Origin of the sequence: Streptomyces sp. NPDC053474 (assembly GCF_044544845.1) — a bacterium.
Taxonomy (GTDB): Bacteria; Actinomycetota; Actinomycetes; order Streptomycetales; family Streptomycetaceae; genus Streptomyces.
In genome coordinates, this window is sequence record NZ_JBITXV010000001.1 from 206017 (window position 1) to 225061 (window position 19045).

Here is a 19045-nt window from a genome sequence, read left to right on the forward strand (position 1 = left end):
CGTGGTTCAAACGTAGGATCGTCCTCCGCAAGGGCGCACAGCAGCAACTCTTGGTGCCCCCGCGCGGCCTGACAGGATGTCATCGAGGAGCGGCTGAACGTGAGCGAGGAATACGGAGCGCGTGGCGGCCGCGACCGCACGGGCCAGGCCGCGGCGTTCGACGCCATCGGCGCGGCGTACGACGTCGCGTTCCCGCACAAGGAGGGGCAGCTCGCGGCCGGAAAGCGGCTGGTCGCCGAACTTCCTCCCGGGTCCAGGGTCTTGGACGTGGGCTGCGGCACCGGGCTGCCCACGGCCCGTCAGCTCACCGACGCGGGGCACACCGTGCTCGGTGTCGACCTGTCAGCCGGAATGCTGGACCTCGCGCGCGGGAATGTACCCTCGCCCGCGGCCGAGTTCCGCCGCCTGGACCTCGCCGACCTGCGGATCGACGGCGAAGGACCGGGTGCTGTGGGGCAGTTCGACGGGATTGCCTGTTTCTTCGCGCTGTTGATGCTGCCCCGGGAGGAGATACCGTCTGCTCTTCGGCTGCTGCGGTCCTTGCTCAGGCCCGGTGGTCTGCTCGCGCTGTCCATGGTCGAGGCCGACCTGGACGACGCGGCGATTCCGTTCCTGGGGCACGTAATCCGGGTATCCGGTTACCTGCGGGACGAACTGCGGCAGGTCGTGCGGGACGCCGGTTTCGACATCGCCCACGAGGAGTCGTACGCGTACGCCCCGGCGAGCACCGACGCACCACCTGAGCACCAGTTATTCCTGCACTGCCGGCGCGGCTGAGCAACGCTTGGACGGCGCGCGCGGCGCGCAGCCCCGGACGGACGGATTCAAAACGCGTGACGGAGCACCTCAGCCCCTACGAGGGCCGCAAGGCACCAGTGGCCCGGCCCCCCGCCCCCGCGGATCCCCGCGGGGCGCTGCTGCGTACCCCGGAGCCGGAGGTGCGCGGCTCCGCGGGGGTGAACGCCATGCCCGCGCAGGCACGTACGGGTGAGCAGGACGCGGGCAGCGAGCACGCCCAGTCGACGGCGGGCGCGTTCGGCCCCGGCGGCCACCGGCCCCGGCCCGCCCCCGAGGGCGTTCCCGGCCAGCCGCACACCGGCGCGGGCGAGTCCCGCCCCGCCACCGAACTCGCGCCCGCCGCGCCCGGCGGCCCGCCGGGGGGCACCGAGCGCCGCACCGGGCTGCCGCGCCCGCCGGGCCCGGCCGCGATGCGGCGCGACGGCGACCGGCTGCGCTTCGTGGGCGCGGCGACCCGGCGCATCGCCCGCGGCATCGACCTCGACGAGATCGTGATGGGTCTGTGCCGGGCCACGGTCCCGACGTTCTCGGACGCGATCCTGGTCTATCTGCGCGACCCGCTGCCGGTGGGCGACGAGCGCCCGGTCGGGCCGCTGCTGCTGCGCCTGCGCCGCACCGACCGCATCCCGGAGGACCACGACACCGACGGCGGCACGCTGCCCGCGCTCCAGGTCCAGTCCGATCTGGCGACCGCCGCTGAGCTGTGCGAGGTCGTCAGCGAGAGCGCGCTCGACCACGTGCTGCGCGGGGTGCGGCCGGTGTTCGCGGACTCCCCCACGGCGCTCGGCGCGCTGCCGCAGCTCCTCGGCGAGGGCCGCTCGGCCCCCAGCGGGCAGCGGGCCATCCTGGCGCCGCTGCGGGGGCGGCGGCGGGTCATCGGCGCCGCGGTGTTCCTGCGCCGCCCGGACCGGCACGCCTTCGAGGCCGACGACCTGCTCGTGGCCGCCCAGCTGGCCACGCACAGCGCCCTGGGCATCGACAAGGCGGTCCTGTACGGCCGCGAGGCGTACATCGCGGACGAGTTGCAGCGCACGATGCTGCCCGAGACCCTGCCGCGCGCCACCGGCGTGCGGCTGGCCTCGCGCTACCTCCCGGCCGCCGAGACCGCCCGCGTCGGCGGCGACTGGTACGACGCGATCCCGCTGCCCGGCAGCCGCGTGGCGCTCGTCGTCGGCGACGTCATGGGGCACTCGATGACGTCCGCCGCGATCATGGGCCAGCTGCGCACCACCGCGCAGACCCTCGCCGGGCTCGACCTGCCGCCGCAGGAGGTCCTGCACCACCTGGACGAGCAGGCCCAGCGGCTCGGCTCGGACCGCATGGCGACCTGCCTGTACGCGGTGTACGACCCGGTCTCGCACCGCATCACCATCGCCAACGCGGGCCACCCGCCGCCCGTCCTGCTGCATCTGGGCGGGCGCGCGGAGGTCCTTCGCGTGCCCCCGGGCGCGCCCATCGGCGTCGGCGGCGTGGACTTCGAGGCCGTCGAGCTGGACGCCCCGGCGGGCGCCACGCTGCTCCTGTACACGGACGGGCTCGTCGAGTCCCGCCTGCGCGACGTGTGGACCGGCATAGAGCAGCTGCGCGAGCGGCTCGCCGCCACGGCCCAGCTGACCGGGCCCGACCACCCGCCGCCCCTGGAGGCGCTCTGCGACGAGGTGCTCGACATGCTCGGGCCCGGCGACCGCGACGACGACATCGCGCTGCTCGCCGCCCGCTTCGACGGGATCGCGCCCAGCGACGTGGCGTACTGGTTCCTGGAACCGGAGGACGCCACGCCGTCGCGCGCGCGCAGGCTCGCCCGCAGCGCCCTGGAGCGCTGGGGCCTGACCGACCTGAACGACGCGGTGGAGCTGCTCGTCAGCGAGGTCGTCACGAACGCCGTGCGGTACGCCACGCGCCCGATCACGCTGCGGCTGCTGCGGACCGACGTCCTGCGCTGCGAGGTCGGCGACGACGTGCCGCAGCTGCCCCGGCTGCGGCAGGCGCGCGCCACGGACGAGGGCGGCCGGGGCCTGTACCTGGTCAACAAGCTGGCGCGGCGCTGGGGTGCCACGCGGCTGAGCACGGGAAAGGTGGTCTGGTTCGAGCTGAACCAGACATGAGCCGGGCCTGAGCGGGAACCCGGACCCGGTCGCCGCCAGGTCCGGCCCCGGGCTCGGCCCTGCCCTGCCCTGCCCGGTCCGGCCAAAAAGTTGCCGACGCCTTGTCGGCGTCGTTGACTGGCGTGGTGACCGAAGCGACCTGACCCCCCTTCGCGACGGGAGGACGCTCGTGAGCGAGGCGCCCCGCAAGGTTCCCCCCACCACCGACAACGCAGGCATTCCGGTCGAGAGCGACGAGCACTCGCTGACCGTCGACGCGAACGGCCCGATCCTGCTCCAGGATCACTATCTGATCGAGAAGATGGCCCAGTTCAACCGCGAACGGGTGCCCGAGCGCGTGGTGCACGCCAAGGGCTCGGGCGCGTACGGGACGTTCGAGGTCACCAACGACGTCAGCCAGTTCACCAAGGCCGATCTTTTCCAGCCGGGCAAGCGCACGCAGATGCTGGCCCGCTTCTCCACCGTGGCGGGCGAGCAGGGCTCCCCCGACACCTGGCGCGACCCGCGCGGCTTCGCGCTGAAGTTCTACACGGAGCACGGCAACTACGACCTGGTGGGCAACAACACCCCCGTGTTCTTCGTGCGCGACCCGCAGAAGTTCCAGGACTTCATCCGCTCGCAGAAGCGCACCCTCGACAGCGCGGTGCGCGACCACGACATGCAGTGGGACTTCTGGACCCTGTCGCCGGAGTCCGCGCACATGGTCACCTGGCTCATGGGCGACCGCGGCATCCCGAAGACGTACCGCCACATGAACGGCTACTCGTCGCACACCTATATGTGGATCAACGGCGGCGGCGAGAAGTTCTGGGTGAAGTACCACTTCAAGACCGACCAGGGCATCGACTTCCTCACCCAGGACGAGGCGGACGACCTCGCGGGCAAGGACGGCGACCTGCACCGCCGGGATCTGTTCGAGTCGATTCGGCGGGGAGACCATCCGAGCTGGACGCTCAAGGTCCAGGTCATGCCGTTCGACGACGCGCCGGACTACCGCTTCAACCCGTTCGACCTGACGAAGGTGTGGCCGCACGGCGACTACCCGCTCATCGAGGTCGGCCGGATGACCCTGAACGAGAACCCCGAGGACTACTTCGTCCACATCGAGCAGGCCGCGTTCGAGCCGTCCAGCATGGTGCCGGGCATCGGCCCCTCCCCGGACAAGATGCTGCTCGGCCGCCTGTTCTCGTATCCGGACACGCACCGCTACCGCATCGGGCCCAACTACCAGCAGCTGCCGCCGAACCGCCCGCGCTCCGGCGTCCGCTCGTACGCGAAGGACGGCCCGATGCGCTACGAGCCGGCGAACGTCGCGCGCCCGTACGCGCCCAACTCGTACGGCGGCCCGGCCGCCCCCGTCCAGGAGGCCGTCGACCCGGCGGGCTGGCGGACCGCGGGCGAGATGGTGCGCGAGGCGTACAAGCCGCACCGCGAGGACGACGACTTCGGGCAGCCGGGCACGATGGTGCGCGAGGTGCTCGACGACGCGGCGCGCGAGCGCCTGGTGGCGAACATCAGCGGGCATCTGCTCGACGGCGTCTCCCGGCCGGTCCTCGACCGGGCGCTGCGCTACTGGCGCAGCGTGGACAAGGACCTCGGCGACAAGGTCGCGGCGCGGGTCAACGGCGCGGGAGCGAGCTGACCCGGATGCGGAAGGTGCCCGGAACCGTGTGGTTCCGGGCACCTTCCGTGTCTGCTTCCGTCTCCGCCGCTATTCGTCCGAGCGCGACGATCTGTCGGCCCGCCGGTCGTCCGGGTCGTCCGGGATCCCGAAGGTGGGCGACGTCGGCGTCGTCGGCGGGGTCGTCGGCGGCTTCGTCGTCGGGTCCGTGGGCGGCGGGGTCGTCGGCGGCTTCGTCGACGGCGGCTCGGTCGTCGGGGGCTTCGTCGACGGCGGCTTGGTGCTCGGCTTGTCCTTCTCGTCCGGCTCGCTGGGCCGTGTCGCCGGGGTCTGCGGGGCCCGCGTGGTCGGGTCGGGCGGCGGCGCGACGGCGGCACCCATGTCGGTGTCCAGCTTGAACTTGGTGCGCGAGCCGGTCGCCTCGAAGGTGTACGCCGCCCATATCTCGGCCGGGAAGCTGCCGCCGTCGACGCGGGGCTTGCCGCCCGCGCCGCGCATGGACACCTGGGTGCCCCGCTTGACCTCGCCGTCGTCCTTGGGCTGCTCGCCGAACAGGCCGACCGAGGTGACCAGCTTCGGCGTGTAGCCCACGAACCAGGCCGACTTGTTGTCGTCGGACGTACCGGTCTTGCCCGCGACCTGCTGGCCCTTGCGGGTGGGCGCGTCCCGCACGGACGTGCGGGCGGTGCCGTCGTCGACCACGCCGGTGAGCACCGACGTCACCGAGTCGGCCGCGCCCCGGCTGATGACCTGGTCGCCGATCGCGTCCGGCAGGTCGACGGTCCGGTCCCGGTGCTCGACGGACTTCACGAGCCGCGGGGTGACCAGCTTGCCGTGGTTGTCGAGCGTCGCGTACGCCCCGGCCATCTCCAGGGGGCTCGCGCCCATCGTGCCGAGCGTCTGCGCGGGCACGGCGGGCAGGCCCTTGGTGCTCATGCCGAGCTTGCCCGCGACCTCCAGGACCTTGTCCATCTTCACGTCCACGCCCATCTGCGCGAACACGGAGTTGACGGACTTGTTCATCGCGGTCTGCACGGTGATGGGGCCGTACGACTGGTCGTCCTCGTTCGGCGGCGCGAAGGCGATGTCGCTGCCCTTGACGGGGCGCTCGCTGCGGCCGCTGTAGATCGTGTTCGCCGTGATCGGCTTGCCGTCCTGGGTGGTGGCGCCCTTCTCCAGGGCGGCGGCGAGTATCAGCGGCTTGAAGGTGGAGGCGGGCTGGTAGTCGGTGCGGGTCGCGTTGTTCCTGAAGTGCTTCAGATAGTCGCGGCCGCCGTACATCGCGACGATCGCGCCGGTCTTCGGGTTCACGGACACCGCGCCCGCCTGCACGCGCGCGTCGGCCTTGCTCTTCTTCGGGTCGAGGCGGTCGTCGAGCCTGCGCTCGACGGCCTTCTCCAGGGCGCGCTGCTTCTTGCGGTCGATGTTCAGCGTGATGGTGTAGCCGCCGGCCTTGAGCTGCGCCTCGGCCTCGGACTTGGTGTAGCCCTGCTCCACCAGCTGCCGCTGGACGATCTCGTTGGCGAACTGCACCAGATAGCCGGTCTGCCCCTTCATGCCGGGCGCGACCTTCGGCGCGTGCGGGTAGGGGAACTTCAGGCCGACGCGCTCGCCGGAGTCGAGCCAGCCCTCCTCGACCATGTTGTCCAGGACGTAGTTCCAGCGCTCCTTGACCAGCTTCTTGGCGGTGGGCGTCGCGGTGGCCCAGTCGTAGGAGCTCGGCGCCTGGAGCAGGGCCGCGAGGTAGGCGCCCTGCGAGACGTTCAGCCGCGCGGCGTCGACGCCGTAGTAGGCCTGGGCGGCGGCCTGGATGCCGTACGCGCCGCGACCGTAGTAGCTGGTGTTGATGTAGCCCGCGAGGATGTCGTCCTTGCTCTTCTCGCGGTCCACCTTCAGCGAGATGACCAGCTCTTTGAGCTTGCGCGTGACGGTCTGTTCCTGCGACAGGTAGTAGTTCTTGACGTACTGCTGGGTGATCGTCGAGCCGCCCTGCTTGCCCTTGCCGGAGAGCGTGTTGATCACGCCGCGGGCGGTGCCCTTGAAGTCGATGCCCGTGTCGTTGTAGAAGGACTTGTTCTCGGCGGCGACGAAGGTGCGCTGCACCTTCTTGGGGATCTTGTCGAGGTCGACGATCTCGCGGTTGACCTCGCCGTCGCGGTACAGGACCTCGCCGTCGCTGTACTTGATGATGTTGCTCTGCTTCTTCGCCAGGGCGTTGCCCTTGGGTATGTCCACCACCAGGTAGAGCACGACGAAGCCGAGCATGCCGAGCAGGACGAAGCCGAAGACGTAGCCCACGAGCTTCTTCCAGGTGAAGAAGCGGCGGATGCCGGTGCGCTTGGGCTTGGCCTTGCCGCCGCGCGTGCGCCGCGCCGGGGTGGCGCCGCCGGAGTCGCCGGAGCCCGAGCCGGGCCCGGTGCCCGCCGGTGCGCCCTCGGCGGGGCTGGAACCGGCGTCGGCGGGCGTGCCGGGGGCCGGGGCGCCGCCGGGCGGGCGGCCGCGCGCTGCCCGGCGCGCATCGCGCTGCCGCGCTTTTCGCTCTTCCGCTCGGCCCATGACTGTCGTCGCTCCGCTTCTTCGTCGTATCCGTCTCGTGCCGCTCGTACGCCGCGTACGTCTCGTACCGCACGCACGGGTCAGGTCAGCTCACGAAGCTAACACCGCACCCGAGGACAAAAGGCGCCCAATCCGGTCTTTTCCGGACGTGACAATGAGCACCCGCGCCAAGGGAACCCTTGCCACTCCACCGGAATCGACTCCTCGGAAGCGCGGACGGTTGCCTGCCTTTTCTGCCGGGGTGGTCACACCCACCGACCCCGAGCGGCCCCCGCCCCGGCTACACACACCACGTATACACACCACGTATACGTGGTGTGTATAGTGCTCCGCATGTCCATCGGTCACACCCTCCTCGGCCTCCTTGAGTCCGGCCCGCGCCACGGCTACGACCTCAAGCGCGCCTTCGACGAGAAGTTCGGGCACGACAAGCCGCTGCACTACGGCCAGGTCTACTCGACCATGTCGCGCCTGCTGAAGAACGGCCTCGTCGAGGTCGACGGCATAGAGGCGGGCGACGGCCCCGAGCGCAAGCGCTACGCCATCACCGAGGCGGGCATCACCGATGTCCAGCGGTGGCTCGCGACGCCGGAGAAGCCGGAGCCGTACCTCCAGTCGACGCTGTACACCAAGGTCGTCCTCGCCCTGCTCACGCACCGGGACGCCGCCGACATCCTCGACACCCAGCGGTCCGAGCACCTGCGCATGATGCGCATCCTCACCGACCGCAAGCGCAAGGGCGACCTCGCCGACCAGCTGATCTGCGACCACGCCCTGTTCCACCTCGAAGCCGACCTGCGCTGGCTCGAACTGACAAGTGCGCGCCTCGGCAGGCTCGCCAAGGAGGTGCTCCCCGCATGACCCCCGCCGGTTCCCTGCTCACCGCCCACGGGCTGCGCAAGGCCTACGGGCCCACGACCGCGCTCGACGACGCCGCGTTCTCCATACATCCCGGCGAGGTCGTCGCCGTCATGGGCCCCTCCGGCTCCGGCAAGTCCACGCTGCTGCACTGCCTCGCCGGAATCGTGCGTCCCGACGCGGGCGAAATCTCGTACCACGGCCACTCATTGACGTCGATGACGGACACGGCACTGAGCGCGCTGCGGCGCAGCGAGTTCGGCTTCGTCTTCCAGTTCGGGCAGCTCGTGCCGGAGCTGACCTGCGTCGAGAACGTGGCGCTTCCGCTGCGGCTCAACGGCGCGAAGCGCAAGGACGCCGAGCGCACCGCCCTGACCTGGATGGAGCGCCTGGAGGTCGACGACGTGCGCGCCAAGCGGCCCGGCGAGGTCTCCGGGGGCCAGGGCCAGCGCGTCGCCGTGGCCCGCGCGCTCGCCACCAGCCCGCGCGTGATCTTCGCCGACGAGCCCACGGGCGCGCTCGACTCGCTCAACGGCGAGCGCGTGATGGAGCTGCTCACCGACGCCGCCCGGTCCACCAACGCCGCCGTCGTCCTGGTCACGCACGAGACCCGCGTCGCCGCGTACTCCGACCGCGAGATCGTCGTCCGCGACGGCAAGTCCCGGGACATGGAGCGCCTCGTATGAGTACGACGCGGACCAAACCGTCCGTGGCCGAGACCCCCGCCGCCCCGCACCCCGGCCCCACCGGCGCCCGCGCCTGGGTCCGCGACCTGGCCCTAGGCCTGCGCTTCGCGATCGGCGGCGGCCGCCAGGGCTGGACCCGCACGATCCTCACCGCCGTCGGCGTGGGCCTCGGCGTGGCACTGCTGCTCGGCGCCGCGTCCGTGCCGGACATGCTGAACAAGCGCGACGCCCGCTCCACGGCGCGCACCCCGCTCACCGAGATGGACGGCAAGCAGGTCAAGCCCGGCGACACGACGGTCCTGTCCATCAACATCAGTACGGACTTCCGCAACTCCGAGATCGCCGGGCGCATGCTGCGCGCGGACGGCTCCCACCCGGTGCTCCCGCCGGGCCTCGACGCCCTGCCCAAGGCGGGCGAAATGGTCGTCTCGCCCGCCCTGCGGGACCTGATGAACGGCTCCGGCGGCAAGCTCCTCAAGGAGCGCTTCAGCCAGTACCGCCAGGTGGGCACCATCGGCGACGCGGGTCTGATGCACCCCAAGGAGCTGTACTACTACCTCGGCTCCGACACCCTGACCAAGGCCGACGGCGCCTACCGCACACCGTCCTTCGGCTACAAGGAACCCGCCGAGCCCCTCGACCCGCTCCTGGTCGTCCTCATCGTCCTGATCTGCGTGGTGCTGCTCACCCCGGTGCTCATCTTCATCGGCACCGCCGTCCGCTTCGGCGGTGAGCGCCGCGACCAGCGGCTCGCCGCGCTGCGCCTGGTCGGCGCCGACCGCCGTGCGGTGCGGCGGATCGCGGCGGGCGAAGCCCTGTGCGGGGCGCTGCTCGGGCTCGTCGCGGGCGCCGTGTTCTTCCTGCTCGCCCGGCAGCTCGTCGGCATGGTCGACATCTGGAAGGTCAGCGCCTTCCCCTCCGACATGGTGCCGCTGCCGGGGCTCACCGCGCTGATCCTCGTGGCCGTGCCCGTCTCCGCGGTGCTCGTCACCCTGGTGTCGCTGCGCTCGGTCGCCATCGAGCCGCTGGGCGTCGTGCGCAGCTCGGCGCCGCGCAAGCGCCGCCTGTGGTGGCGGCTGCTGCTCCCGGTCCTTGGCCTTGGGATCCTGCTCGGCCAGGAACGCATCTCCAGCGAGTCCACCACGGCCGACGTGCACGTCTACGTCATCGCCGTCGGCGCGACCCTCGCCCTGGTGGGTCTCGCCACGCTGCTGCCCTGGCTCGTCGAGGCCGCCGTGGCCAAGCTGCGCGGCGGGCCCGTGCCCTGGCAGCTGGCCACCCGCCGACTGCAGTTGAGCAGCGGTACGGCGGCCCGCGCGGTCAGCGGCATCACGGTCGCGGTGGCGGGCGCGGTCGCCCTGCAGATGCTCTTCGCGTCCATGCACGACGACTTCAACACCGTCACGGACAACGACCCGCGCCGCGCCCAGCTCAGCGTGGTCTCACCGCAGGCCAGCGGCGCGCTCGCCCAGCGCATGATCGACGACTTCCGCGCCACCAAGGGCGTCAAGAACGTCATGGGCAGCGTCTCGTCGTACGTCGTCAGGCCCGGAAAGCTGCCGAAGGGCCAGGAGTCCGACGGCTTCCGGCCCACCGCGGAGCTGCGCGTCGGCACCTGCGAGACGCTGCGCGAACTGGCCCACGTCAAGTCCTGCGCGAACGGGGACACGTTCATCGTCCACGCCGGGGGCCAGCAGGGGAACACGCAGGTCGACTTGGTGGCCGCCCCCGGCAGGAAGATTGACCTCAACTCCGGCGCCTGGAACGACTACGACGGCGAGCCGCGCGGCAAGAGCTCCCCGTGGACGCTGCCGAAGTCGACGCGCACCGTGGAGGCCAGACCCGACCCGGTGGGCGACAAGTACTACGGCGTCTTCGCGACGCCGCGCGCCCTCGACGTGGACCGCATGGCCGACGCCTCGACCAACGCCATGGTCCAGATCGACCGGAGCGTGCCGGACGCCGAGGAGTACGTGCGCAACGCCGCGGCCCGCATGGATCCGCTGGTGCGCGTGGGGACCATCGAGATGATGGACCGCGACAAGCAGTACGCGTCCGTCCAGAAGGGCCTGCAGGCCGGGGCCATCGCCACGATGATGCTGATCGCCGCGTCCATGCTGGTGTCGATGCTGGAGCAACTGCGGGAGCGCAAGCGCCTCCTCGCGGCCCTGACCGCCTTCGGCACCCGGCGCGCCTCGATGGGCTGGTCGGTCCTGTGGCAGACCGCCATCCCCGTGGCCCTCGGCCTCGGCCTCGCCGTCGTCGGCGGCCTGGCCCTCGGTACCGTGATGTGCCGCATGATCGCCAAGCAGGTCACGGACTGGCTGGTGTTCATCCCGCTGGCGGGCGCGGGCGCGGTCCTGGTGGCCGTCGTGACGGCCCTGAGCCTGCCGCCGCTGTGGCGGATGATGCGGCCGGACGGCTTGCGCACGGAGTGACGCGAGTGCGGCGCTGGGGGCGGGAGTTCATGAACTCCCGCCCCCAGCGCGTGCGGCAGCGCCCCGAAGGGGCGCGGGGAACTGCGCGACCAGCCACGACGGCCCCGCAGGCGATCGACAGCCCATCGCGGCCATTCCAGCGAAGCGCTTAGAGCACCCGCACGGGCAGCGGCCGCAAGGCCCCCCGCAGTGCTTCGGCCAGTTCCGCGTACTCCGCGGCGCGGGCCGCGCCCGAGCGCATCGCGAGGGCGACGCGCCGGGTGGGCGCGGGGTCGGCGAAGTACCCGGTGAGCAACTGGCTGCTGCGGCTGGTCTCGACGCGCACGGCGGTCCGCGGCAGGAGCGTCACGCCGAGCCCACCGGCCACGAGCTGCACCAGGGTGGAGAGCCCCGCGGCGGTCGTGGTGACAGGGGCGTCGGCGCGACCCGCCTCGCGGCAGATGTCCAGGGCCTGGTCGCGCAGGCAGTGGCCCTCGTCGAGGAGCAGCAGGTTCAGCTCCCGCAGCGCCTCGCGGGGGATCCCCTCGCGGCCGCCGAGCCAGTGGTCGAGCGGGGTGACCAGGACGAAGTCCTCGTCGAACAGGGGCAGTTCGGTGACGCCGGGCACCCCGAGCGGCACCGCGAGGAGCAGCAGGTCCAGGCGCCCCGCGGCCAGGCCTTCGAGGAGCGACGAGGTCTGCTCCTCGTGCACCTGGAGATCCAGGTCCGGATACCTCTCGTGGACGAGGGCGAGCACCGTCGGCAGCAGATAGGGCGCCACGGTCGGGATCACGCCGAGCCGGAGCGCGCCCGTGAACGGCGCCTTCACGGCGTCCGCCTCCTCCAGGAGCGCCTCGACCTCGCCGAGGACGGCCTTGGCGCGCACGGCGAGCCGCTCCCCGGCCGGGGAGAGCAGCACCTTGCGGGTGGTCCGCTCCAGGAGCTGGACACCCAGTGCCTCCTCCAGGGCGGAGACGGCGCCGGAGAGCGCGGGCTGGCTCATCCCGATCGCCGCGGCGGCGTCCCGGAAGTGCAGGTGCTCGGCGACGGCGGCGAAGGCGCGCAGCTGCGCCAGGCTGGGCTGCTTGCCCCTACTTACGGCAGCCACTGATAGCCACCTCCAATCAACGAGACCCAGTGTAGCTATTTCCCTAATCAATGCACCCTGTGCCACGATCATTGGAGTCCAACCCCTTGGAAGCCCTCGACCGGGGTTTCCTCCGCTGCAAGGAGTGCGCGTGCTCACTGTCGGTGACAAGTTCCCCGAGTTCGACCTGACTGCCTGTGTCTCGCTGGAGAAGGGCAAGGAGTTCGAGCAGATCAACCACAAGACCTACGAGGGCAAGTGGAAGATCGTCTTCGCGTGGCCCAAGGACTTCACCTTCGTGTGCCCGACCGAGATCGCCGCCTTCGGCAAGCTGAACGACGAGTTCGCCGACCGTGACGCCCAGGTCCTCGGCTTCTCCGGCGACTCCGAGTTCGTGCACCACGCCTGGCGCAAGGACCACGACGACCTGCGTGACCTGCCCTTCCCGATGCTGGCCGACTCCAAGCACGAGCTCATGCGCGCGCTCGGCATCGAGGGCGAGGACGGCTTCGCGCAGCGCGCCGTCTTCATCGTCGACCAGAACAACGAGATCCAGTTCACGATGGTGACCGCCGGTTCCGTCGGCCGTAACCCCAAGGAGGTCCTGCGGGTCCTCGACGCTCTCCAGACGGACGAGCTGTGCCCCTGCAACTGGAGCAAGGGCGAGGACACCCTGGACCCGGTCGCGCTCCTGGCCGGTGAGTGAGCATGGCCCTCGATGAGCTGAAGGCCGCCGTCCCGGACTACGCCAAGGACCTGAAGCTGAACCTCGGCTCGGTCATCGGCAACTCCGAGCTGCCCAAGCAGCAGCTGTGGGGCACGGTGCTCGCCTGCGCGATCGCCTCGCGCTCCGCGCAGGTGCTGCGCGAGCTGGAGCCCGAGGCGAAGGCGAACCTCTCGCCGGAGGCGTACACCGCGGCCAAGTCCGCGGCCGCCATCATGGCGATGAACAACGTCTTCTACCGCACGCGCCACCTGCTCTCCGACCCGGAGTACGGGACGCTGCGCGCGGGCCTGCGGATGAACGTCATCGGCAACCCGGGCGTGGAGAAGGTCGACTTCGAGCTCTGGTCGCTCGCGGTCTCCGCGATCAACGGCTGCGGCATGTGCCTCGACTCGCACGAGCAGGTGCTGCGCAAGGCCGGTGTGGACCGCGAGACGATCCAGGAAGCCGTCAAGATCGCCTCCGTGATCCAGGCCGTCGGCGTCACCCTGGAGTCCGAGGCCCACCTGGCCTAGCGGCCGCGCTTGCCTGTACATCCCGAAGGGCCCCACTCGCTTCCCACGAGTGGGGCCCTTCGGCGTGACCGGCCCCGTACGGGAGGGCCCCGTAGGGGCGCGGGGAACTGCGCGACCAGCCACAACGGACCAGCAGACAGCCGACGACGCGGCGCAGCCGTCAGCCAGAGGAAGGGCGGGTGGGTGGGGAAGCCACCCGCTCCGGTGCGGGAGCCGGGTCCGCCACCGCTTCGGCCTGGCGCAGGGCCACCTCCCGGGAGTAGGCACGCAAGTGCCCGACCACCGTGTTCGTCACGGCGACGAGCGGCACGGCCACCACCGCTCCCCCGATCCCGGCCACCATCCCGCCCGCGGCCACCGAGAGCACCACGGCCAGCGGATGCACCCGCACCGCGCGGCCGAGGATGAACGGCTGGAGGATGTGCCCCTCGATCTGCTGCACCGCGAGGACCACCACGAGCGACATCACGGCCGTGAACACGCCCTGCGTGACCAGCGCGACGACGACCGCGAGCGCGCCCGAGATCACCGCGCCCACCAGCGGGATGAACGCGAACAGGAAGATGAAGACGGCCAGCGGCACCGCCATCGGCACGCCCAGGAAGTAGATCCCGAGCCCGATGAAGACCGCGTCGATGAGGGCCACTATCACCGTGCCCCGCACATACGCGGTGAGGGTGCGCCACGCCTGCGGCCCCGCCCCCGCGACGCCGGGCCGGGCCGCGGCGGGCACGAGCCGCAGGAACCACTTCCAGATGCGCGGGCCGTCGTACAGCAGGAAGAGCGTGGAGAAGACCGCGAGGAGGATGCCGGTCAGGGCCTCCATGATGACGGTGACGCCTTCGAGGCTCGCGGAGGTGATCTCCTCGGAGTTCGCGCCCACCGCCTCGCGCAGGCTCTTCGCGATGTCGTTGATCTGGTCCTCGGTGACGTGGAAGGGGCTGTTGAGCAGCCACTTGCGCAGGTCCTCGATGCCGTCCTGGATCTGGCTGGAGAGCGTGTCGACGTTCTCCATGACCTGCCAGACCACGAACCAGCCCACCAGGCCCATGATCACGAAGCCGAGTACGGCGGTGACCATCGTGGCGAGCCCGCGCGGCAGGCCGAGCCTGCTGAGCCGGGCCACGGTCGGCTGGAGCAGCGCCGTGATGAGCAGCGCGGCGACGAAGGCGAACACGACGAGCTGGACCGCGCTGATGACCTTCATCAGGACCCAGACCGTGCCCGCGAGCACGAGCAGCCGCCACCCGGCCTCGGCGGCGACCCGCACGCCCCACGGCACGGCGGCCACGGGGTCGGGCCGCGCCGCGATGGCGGGGGCGTAGGCGGGCGGCGCGGGCACGTGGTCGGCGGCCGCGTCGGCCGGCTCCTCGTCCCGGCCCTCGGCGTCGGCGCGGGCGTCGGCGGCGTGCCGCACCATGTCGGCGTACCGCTTGCGCAGCGACAGCTTGGGGCCCGCCGGGGCGGGCTCCCCGGTGGGGGCGGTGTCCACGGGGGCGGGGCGCGCGGCGGGCGCGGAGTCGTCCGCGCGCGCGTGCGCGCCGTCGGGCGTGACGTCCTCGGCGGGTTCGGGAGCGGAGCCCTCGCCGGGTTCGGGAGCGGAGCCCTCGGCGGTCACGCCACCGACGGGCACGCCTGACGCAGCGGATACGTCGGACGTACGAGACGCGTCGGACAGGGCGGACGCGCCGGGCGGCTCGTCCCGTCCGGCCGTGGCCGACGCCGGTTCGGGGGTGTCCGGGGCACCCTGGGCGCGGCCCGTGTCCAGGCGTTCACCCAGCCTGGTCAGGCCCGCGCCGACGCGTCGGCGCCACCCTGGAACTCGCGACATGATCCGTCCTCTTCCCCCCGCTCATTCCCCACCGGAAGCCCCGGTCGTACCCGCTGGGGCGTTCGAACCGACCGTACATGGCGAAGCCCCCCACCGTAGGACGATGAGGGGCTGCGCCAGGTTGAGCGTGATCGCTCAGTACCAGTTGTTCGCCTGCCAGAAGCTCCAGGCTCCGCACGGGCTGCCGTAGCGGTCGTTCATGTAGTTGAGGCCCCACTTGATCTGCGTGGCCGGGTTGGTGCGCCAGTCGGCACCCGCCGAGGACATCTTGGAGCCGGGCAGCGCCTGGACGAGGCCGTAGGCGCCGGAGGAGGCGTTGGTGGCGCGGTAGTTCCACGTGGACTCGTGGTTCACGATGTTGCTGAAGCACTGGAACTGGCCCGCGGGGACCATCTGCCGGGCCATCGCCTGGACCTGGGCCACCGTGTAGGAGCTCTGCGGGGCGAAGTCGGAGGCGTCGCGCGAGGAGGAACGGCTCGCCTTGTTCTCCAGGCGCTCCTTCTCCTGCTGCTTCTTCTTCTCCGCGGCTTCCTTGGCGGCGGCCTTCTTGTCCGCTTCCGCCTGCTTCGCGGCCTTCTGCTTGGCCACGGCGTTCTTGGCGGCCTGGACGCGGGCGGCCTCGGCGGCGGACTTCTTCGCGGCCGAGTCGGCGGCCATCGCCTGGGCGTCGGCCTGCTGCGCCACCGAAGTGGTCTGCACCTGGGCCTGCTCGCCGGCGGGGATGTCTGCGAGGAGAGTCGAGTCGCTGGCCGTCGCCTCGAGGTCGTTCGAGTTCGAGGACGGGGTGTTGCCCGAGGCAACGCCCACGACGGCGCCGACGGTGGTGACCGCGGTGGCCGACGCCACTGCGAATCCCCGGACCGAAATCCGGCTCACACGGTTTCCTTCCAGCATCGCCCGCATAGGTGACCTCGCGGACGCAATCGTGCCCCTGACGCTGGCCTCCGCTTGCTGCTCGGTCACGGGAGGCGCGGGCCCGGTGGACAACTCCCTTGACGGGAGCGCCGCGTGGTGCTCGGGCGGCATACGGCGACCACTATGAAGTTCTGTTGTTCCGTACCGCTGGGGGTACAGGAGTGCCGTATGCGGGGCCTGACAGGACCCAGACTCTGCCGTAGCGAGACGCCGGGAGGCAATTCCGAGTTGCGTGGGAAAGCTCACATCCCGTTTGTCCCAGCAGTTTTACGGAAACACAGACGCGGAGGCCCGTGACCCCACTAGGCTCGCTCGCTCCTCCGGTCGCGGCCAATCGCCGCCGCCCCAGGAGCAATTGACCGCACCTCAGCCGCGAAGCGCGAAAATCCCCCGTTCCGCGCGGAACGGGGGATTTTCGCGCTTCGGGCGAAACGGTCAGATCTGACTGTCCTCCAGCATCTCCGTCACCAGGGCCGCGATCTGCGAGCGCTCCGAGCGCGTGAGCGTCACATGGGCGAAGAGCGGATGCCCCTTCAGCTTCTCGATGACGGCGACCACCCCGTCGTACCGCCCGACCCGGAGGTTGTCGCGCTGGGCGACGTCGTGGGTGAGGACGACGCGTGAGTTCGCCCCGATCCGGGACAGGACCGTCAGGAGGACGTTCCGCTCCAGGGACTGGGCCTCGTCCACGATGACGAAGGCGTCGTGGAGGGAGCGGCCCCGGATGTGCGTGAGCGGCAGGACCTCCAGCATGCCCCGCGCCGACACCTCCTCGATGACCTCCTTGCCCGCGACCGAGCCGAGCGTGTCGAAGACGGCCTGCGCCCAGGGCCCCATCTTCTCGGCCTCGGTGCCGGGCAGATAGCCGAGCTCCTGCCCGCCCACCGCGTACAGCGGCCGGAAGACCATCACCTTCTGGTGCTGGCGCCGCTCCAGGACGGCCTCCAGGCCCGCGCAGAGCGCGAGCGCGGACTTGCCGGTGCCCGCGCGGCCGCCCATCGAGACGATGCCGACGTCCGGGTCGAGGAGCAGGTCGAGCGCGACCCGCTGCTCGGCGCTGCGGCCCTTGAGGCCGAAGGCCTCGCGGTCGCCCCGGACCAGGCGGACGGTGCCCTCGGCCGTGACCCTGCCGAGCGCCTTGCCGCGCTCGGACTGGATGGTCAGGCCGGTGTGCACGGGCAGCTCGGACGCCTCGGGGACGTACAGCGTCTCCGTCTCGTAGAGGAGGTCGACCTGCTCACCGGAGAGGGTCAGTTCGGACATGCCGGTCCAGCCGGAGGAGTCCGTGATGGCGAGCTCCGCGCGGTACTCCTCGGCGAGGAGGCCGACGGAGGACGCCTTGATCCGCAGCGGCAGGTCCTTCGAGACGACGGTGACGTCGTATCCCTCGGCCTGGAGGTTGCGGGCCACGGCGAGGATCCGCGAGTCGTTGTCGCCCAGGCGGTAACCGGCCGGGAGCACGCCGGGGTCGGAGTGGTTGAGCTCGACGCGCAGCGTCCCGTCCAGGCTGCCGATCGGGATGGGCGCGTCCAGGCGTCCGTACCGGATGCGGAAGTCGTCGAGCAGGCGCAGGGCCTGCCGGGCGAAGTAGCCGAGCTCGGGATGGTGGCGCTTGGCCTCTAGCTCCGTCACTACGACGATCGGCAGCACCACTTCGTGCTCGTCGAAACGCGCGAGCGCGTTCGGGTCGGCGAGCAGGACGCTGGTGTCGAGAACATAGGTGCGCCGGCCTTGCTGGCGCTTCGTGCTGGTCACCACGGAAGGACGTACCCCCTCGGATGAGGTCGGGGAGCGACGGAGGGAACTGGGCCGGTGTGCGGCCCCCATGCGCGGGCCGGGCACCGGCCCTCCGTGTCGTCCGCGCTCACCGCGCGGTCGTCCTTGCGCAAAGGGCCTCCCGGGCGGACGGCCCCGTGCCGCCCGCTGAGATACGGCGCCCGTGAGTCGGACGCCGACCTGGAAGGCTTATTCCCTCGAACAAGCGCAGCCATGCCATGGCATATGACGGCGCGTTGGTTAACTCCCGGTTACCGAGTCCTCAGTCCACCCGGTCCGTCATCCACCGTAACGGCGGTGGCGCGCGGCGTAATCGCGCAGCGCACGCAGGAAGTCCACCTTCCGGAACGCCGGCCAGAAGACTTCGCAGAAGTAGTACTCGGAGTGAGCGGACTGCCAGAGCATGAAGCCGGAGAGGCGCTGTTCACCACTCGTCCGGATCACCAGGTCGGGGTCCGGCTGACCGCTGGTGTAGAGGTGCTTGGAGATCTGTTCGACGTCGACGCTGTCGGCGACGTCCTCGATGGAGGTGCCGCGCTCGGCGTGGTCGAGCAGCAGGGAGCGGACGGCGTCGGCGATCTCCTGGCGGCCGCCGTAGCCGACGGCGACGTTGACGAGTATCCCCGTGTTGGTGTCGGTGGCCTGCTCGGCCTCCTTCAGGACCCGCTGGGTGCGGCCAGGGAGCAGGTCGAGGGTGCCCACGTGGTGCACGCGCCAGCGGCCGTCGGCCGCGAGGCTGCGGACCGTCTCCTCGATGATGCCGACGAGCGGGACGAGCTCCTCGTCGGGGCGGTCGAGGTTGTCCGTGGACAGCATCCACAGCGTGACGACCTCGACGTCGGTCTCGGCGCACCAGCCGAGGAACTCCTCGATCTTGTACGCGCCCGCCTGGTGGCCCTGCGCGGTGGTGCCGCCGGAGGCCTTCGCCCAGCGGCGGTTGCCGTCGAGGATGACGCCGATGTGCTTGGGCACCTGCGCGTGGTCGAGGCGGCCCTCCACCCGGTGTGCGTACAGCCGGTACACCAGGTCGCGCAAGCTCACGAGATTCCACCTCTCACGAAAGACGGCCGCTGCCCCCGGGGCCCGACGGCAGCCCCCGAAGCCGAAAGGGTACCGCTGCGCGGGCGCTCCCTCGGCCCGGGTGCCGTTACGACCG

Annotated in this window: 14 protein-coding genes; 8 read left to right on the forward strand and 6 right to left on the reverse strand. The window is 71.2% G+C overall.

From position 1 onward, the window contains the following. Positions 1 to 99: 99 nt before the first annotated feature. From ACIG3E_RS00920 to ACIG3E_RS00930, 3 genes are all read left to right on the forward strand, one after another. Entirely contained in the window at positions 100 to 777 is a 678-nt protein-coding gene (locus tag ACIG3E_RS00920; protein WP_399609666.1) for a class I SAM-dependent methyltransferase, read from the forward strand. Positions 778 to 833: 56 nt separating this feature from the next. After that, a complete protein-coding gene (locus ACIG3E_RS00925) occupies positions 834 to 2903 on the forward strand; it encodes a SpoIIE family protein phosphatase (protein ID WP_399609668.1) in 2070 nt (689 codons plus the stop codon). A 169-nt stretch (positions 2904 to 3072) separates the two neighbouring features. Continuing rightward, complete coding sequence (locus tag ACIG3E_RS00930) at positions 3073 to 4545, forward strand: catalase (protein ID WP_399609670.1); 1473 nt, start codon at positions 3073 to 3075, stop codon at positions 4543 to 4545. A 69-nt stretch (positions 4546 to 4614) separates the two neighbouring features. On the opposite strand, the gene ACIG3E_RS00935 is transcribed toward ACIG3E_RS00930, so the two are convergent. Further along, on the reverse strand, positions 4615 to 7080 hold the full coding sequence (locus ACIG3E_RS00935) for a transglycosylase domain-containing protein (protein ID WP_399609672.1): 2466 nt from the start codon (positions 7078 to 7080) through the stop codon (positions 4615 to 4617). 333 nt (positions 7081 to 7413) lie between these two features. Here ACIG3E_RS00935 and ACIG3E_RS00940 point away from each other — a divergent pair, with 333 nt between their 5' ends. The 3 genes from ACIG3E_RS00940 to ACIG3E_RS00950 are packed head-to-tail and all read left to right on the forward strand — an operon-like array spanning position 7414 to position 11062. After that, positions 7414 to 7941: a PadR family transcriptional regulator gene (locus ACIG3E_RS00940; protein WP_030668264.1), complete on the forward strand. Its 528-nt coding sequence runs from the start codon at positions 7414 to 7416 to the stop codon at positions 7939 to 7941. Further along, complete coding sequence (locus ACIG3E_RS00945; RefSeq protein WP_399609675.1) at positions 7938 to 8624, forward strand: ABC transporter ATP-binding protein; 687 nt, start codon at positions 7938 to 7940, stop codon at positions 8622 to 8624. The genes ACIG3E_RS00940 and ACIG3E_RS00945 overlap by 4 nt, the downstream gene beginning before the upstream one ends. Further along, positions 8621 to 11062 (forward strand): FtsX-like permease family protein, encoded by a 2442-nt coding sequence (locus ACIG3E_RS00950; RefSeq protein WP_399609677.1) that lies wholly within the window; start codon positions 8621 to 8623, stop codon positions 11060 to 11062. Before ACIG3E_RS00945 ends, ACIG3E_RS00950 begins: the two co-directional genes overlap by 4 nt. 148 nt (positions 11063 to 11210) lie before the next feature. On the opposite strand, the gene ACIG3E_RS00955 is transcribed toward ACIG3E_RS00950, so the two are convergent. Then, positions 11211 to 12149 (reverse strand): LysR substrate-binding domain-containing protein, encoded by a 939-nt coding sequence (locus ACIG3E_RS00955; RefSeq protein ID WP_399609679.1) that lies wholly within the window; start codon positions 12147 to 12149, stop codon positions 11211 to 11213. A gap of 130 nt (positions 12150 to 12279) precedes the next feature. Here ACIG3E_RS00955 and ACIG3E_RS00960 point away from each other — a divergent pair, with 130 nt between their 5' ends. Both ACIG3E_RS00960 and ACIG3E_RS00965 read left to right on the forward strand, forming a co-directional pair. Next, positions 12280 to 12834 (forward strand): peroxiredoxin, encoded by a 555-nt coding sequence (locus ACIG3E_RS00960; protein WP_399609681.1) that lies wholly within the window; start codon positions 12280 to 12282, stop codon positions 12832 to 12834. A gap of 2 nt (positions 12835 to 12836) precedes the next feature. Further along, the gene (locus ACIG3E_RS00965) at positions 12837 to 13367 is read left to right on the forward strand and encodes an alkyl hydroperoxide reductase (RefSeq protein WP_399609683.1); all 531 of its coding nucleotides are present in this window, start codon (positions 12837 to 12839) and stop codon (positions 13365 to 13367) included. A 160-nt stretch (positions 13368 to 13527) separates the two neighbouring features. Here the strand turns inward: ACIG3E_RS00965 and ACIG3E_RS00970 are convergent, their stop codons facing one another. From ACIG3E_RS00970 to ACIG3E_RS00985, 4 genes are all read right to left on the reverse strand, one after another. Further along, positions 13528 to 15198 carry an AI-2E family transporter gene (locus tag ACIG3E_RS00970; RefSeq protein ID WP_399609685.1) on the reverse strand — a complete coding sequence of 557 codons (1671 nt, stop codon included), beginning with the start codon at positions 15196 to 15198 and terminating at the stop codon, positions 13528 to 13530. A 135-nt stretch (positions 15199 to 15333) separates the two neighbouring features. Further along, positions 15334 to 16092 (reverse strand): transglycosylase SLT domain-containing protein, encoded by a 759-nt coding sequence (locus ACIG3E_RS00975; RefSeq protein ID WP_171075844.1) that lies wholly within the window; start codon positions 16090 to 16092, stop codon positions 15334 to 15336. 456 nt (positions 16093 to 16548) lie between these two features. Next, positions 16549 to 17871, reverse strand: coding sequence for a PhoH family protein (locus tag ACIG3E_RS00980; protein WP_399609688.1), 1323 nt, complete (start codon positions 17869 to 17871; stop codon positions 16549 to 16551). 297 nt (positions 17872 to 18168) lie between these two features. Then, on the reverse strand, positions 18169 to 18930 hold the full coding sequence (locus ACIG3E_RS00985) for an isoprenyl transferase (protein WP_138961556.1): 762 nt from the start codon (positions 18928 to 18930) through the stop codon (positions 18169 to 18171). Positions 18931 to 19045: the final 115 nt, after the last annotated feature.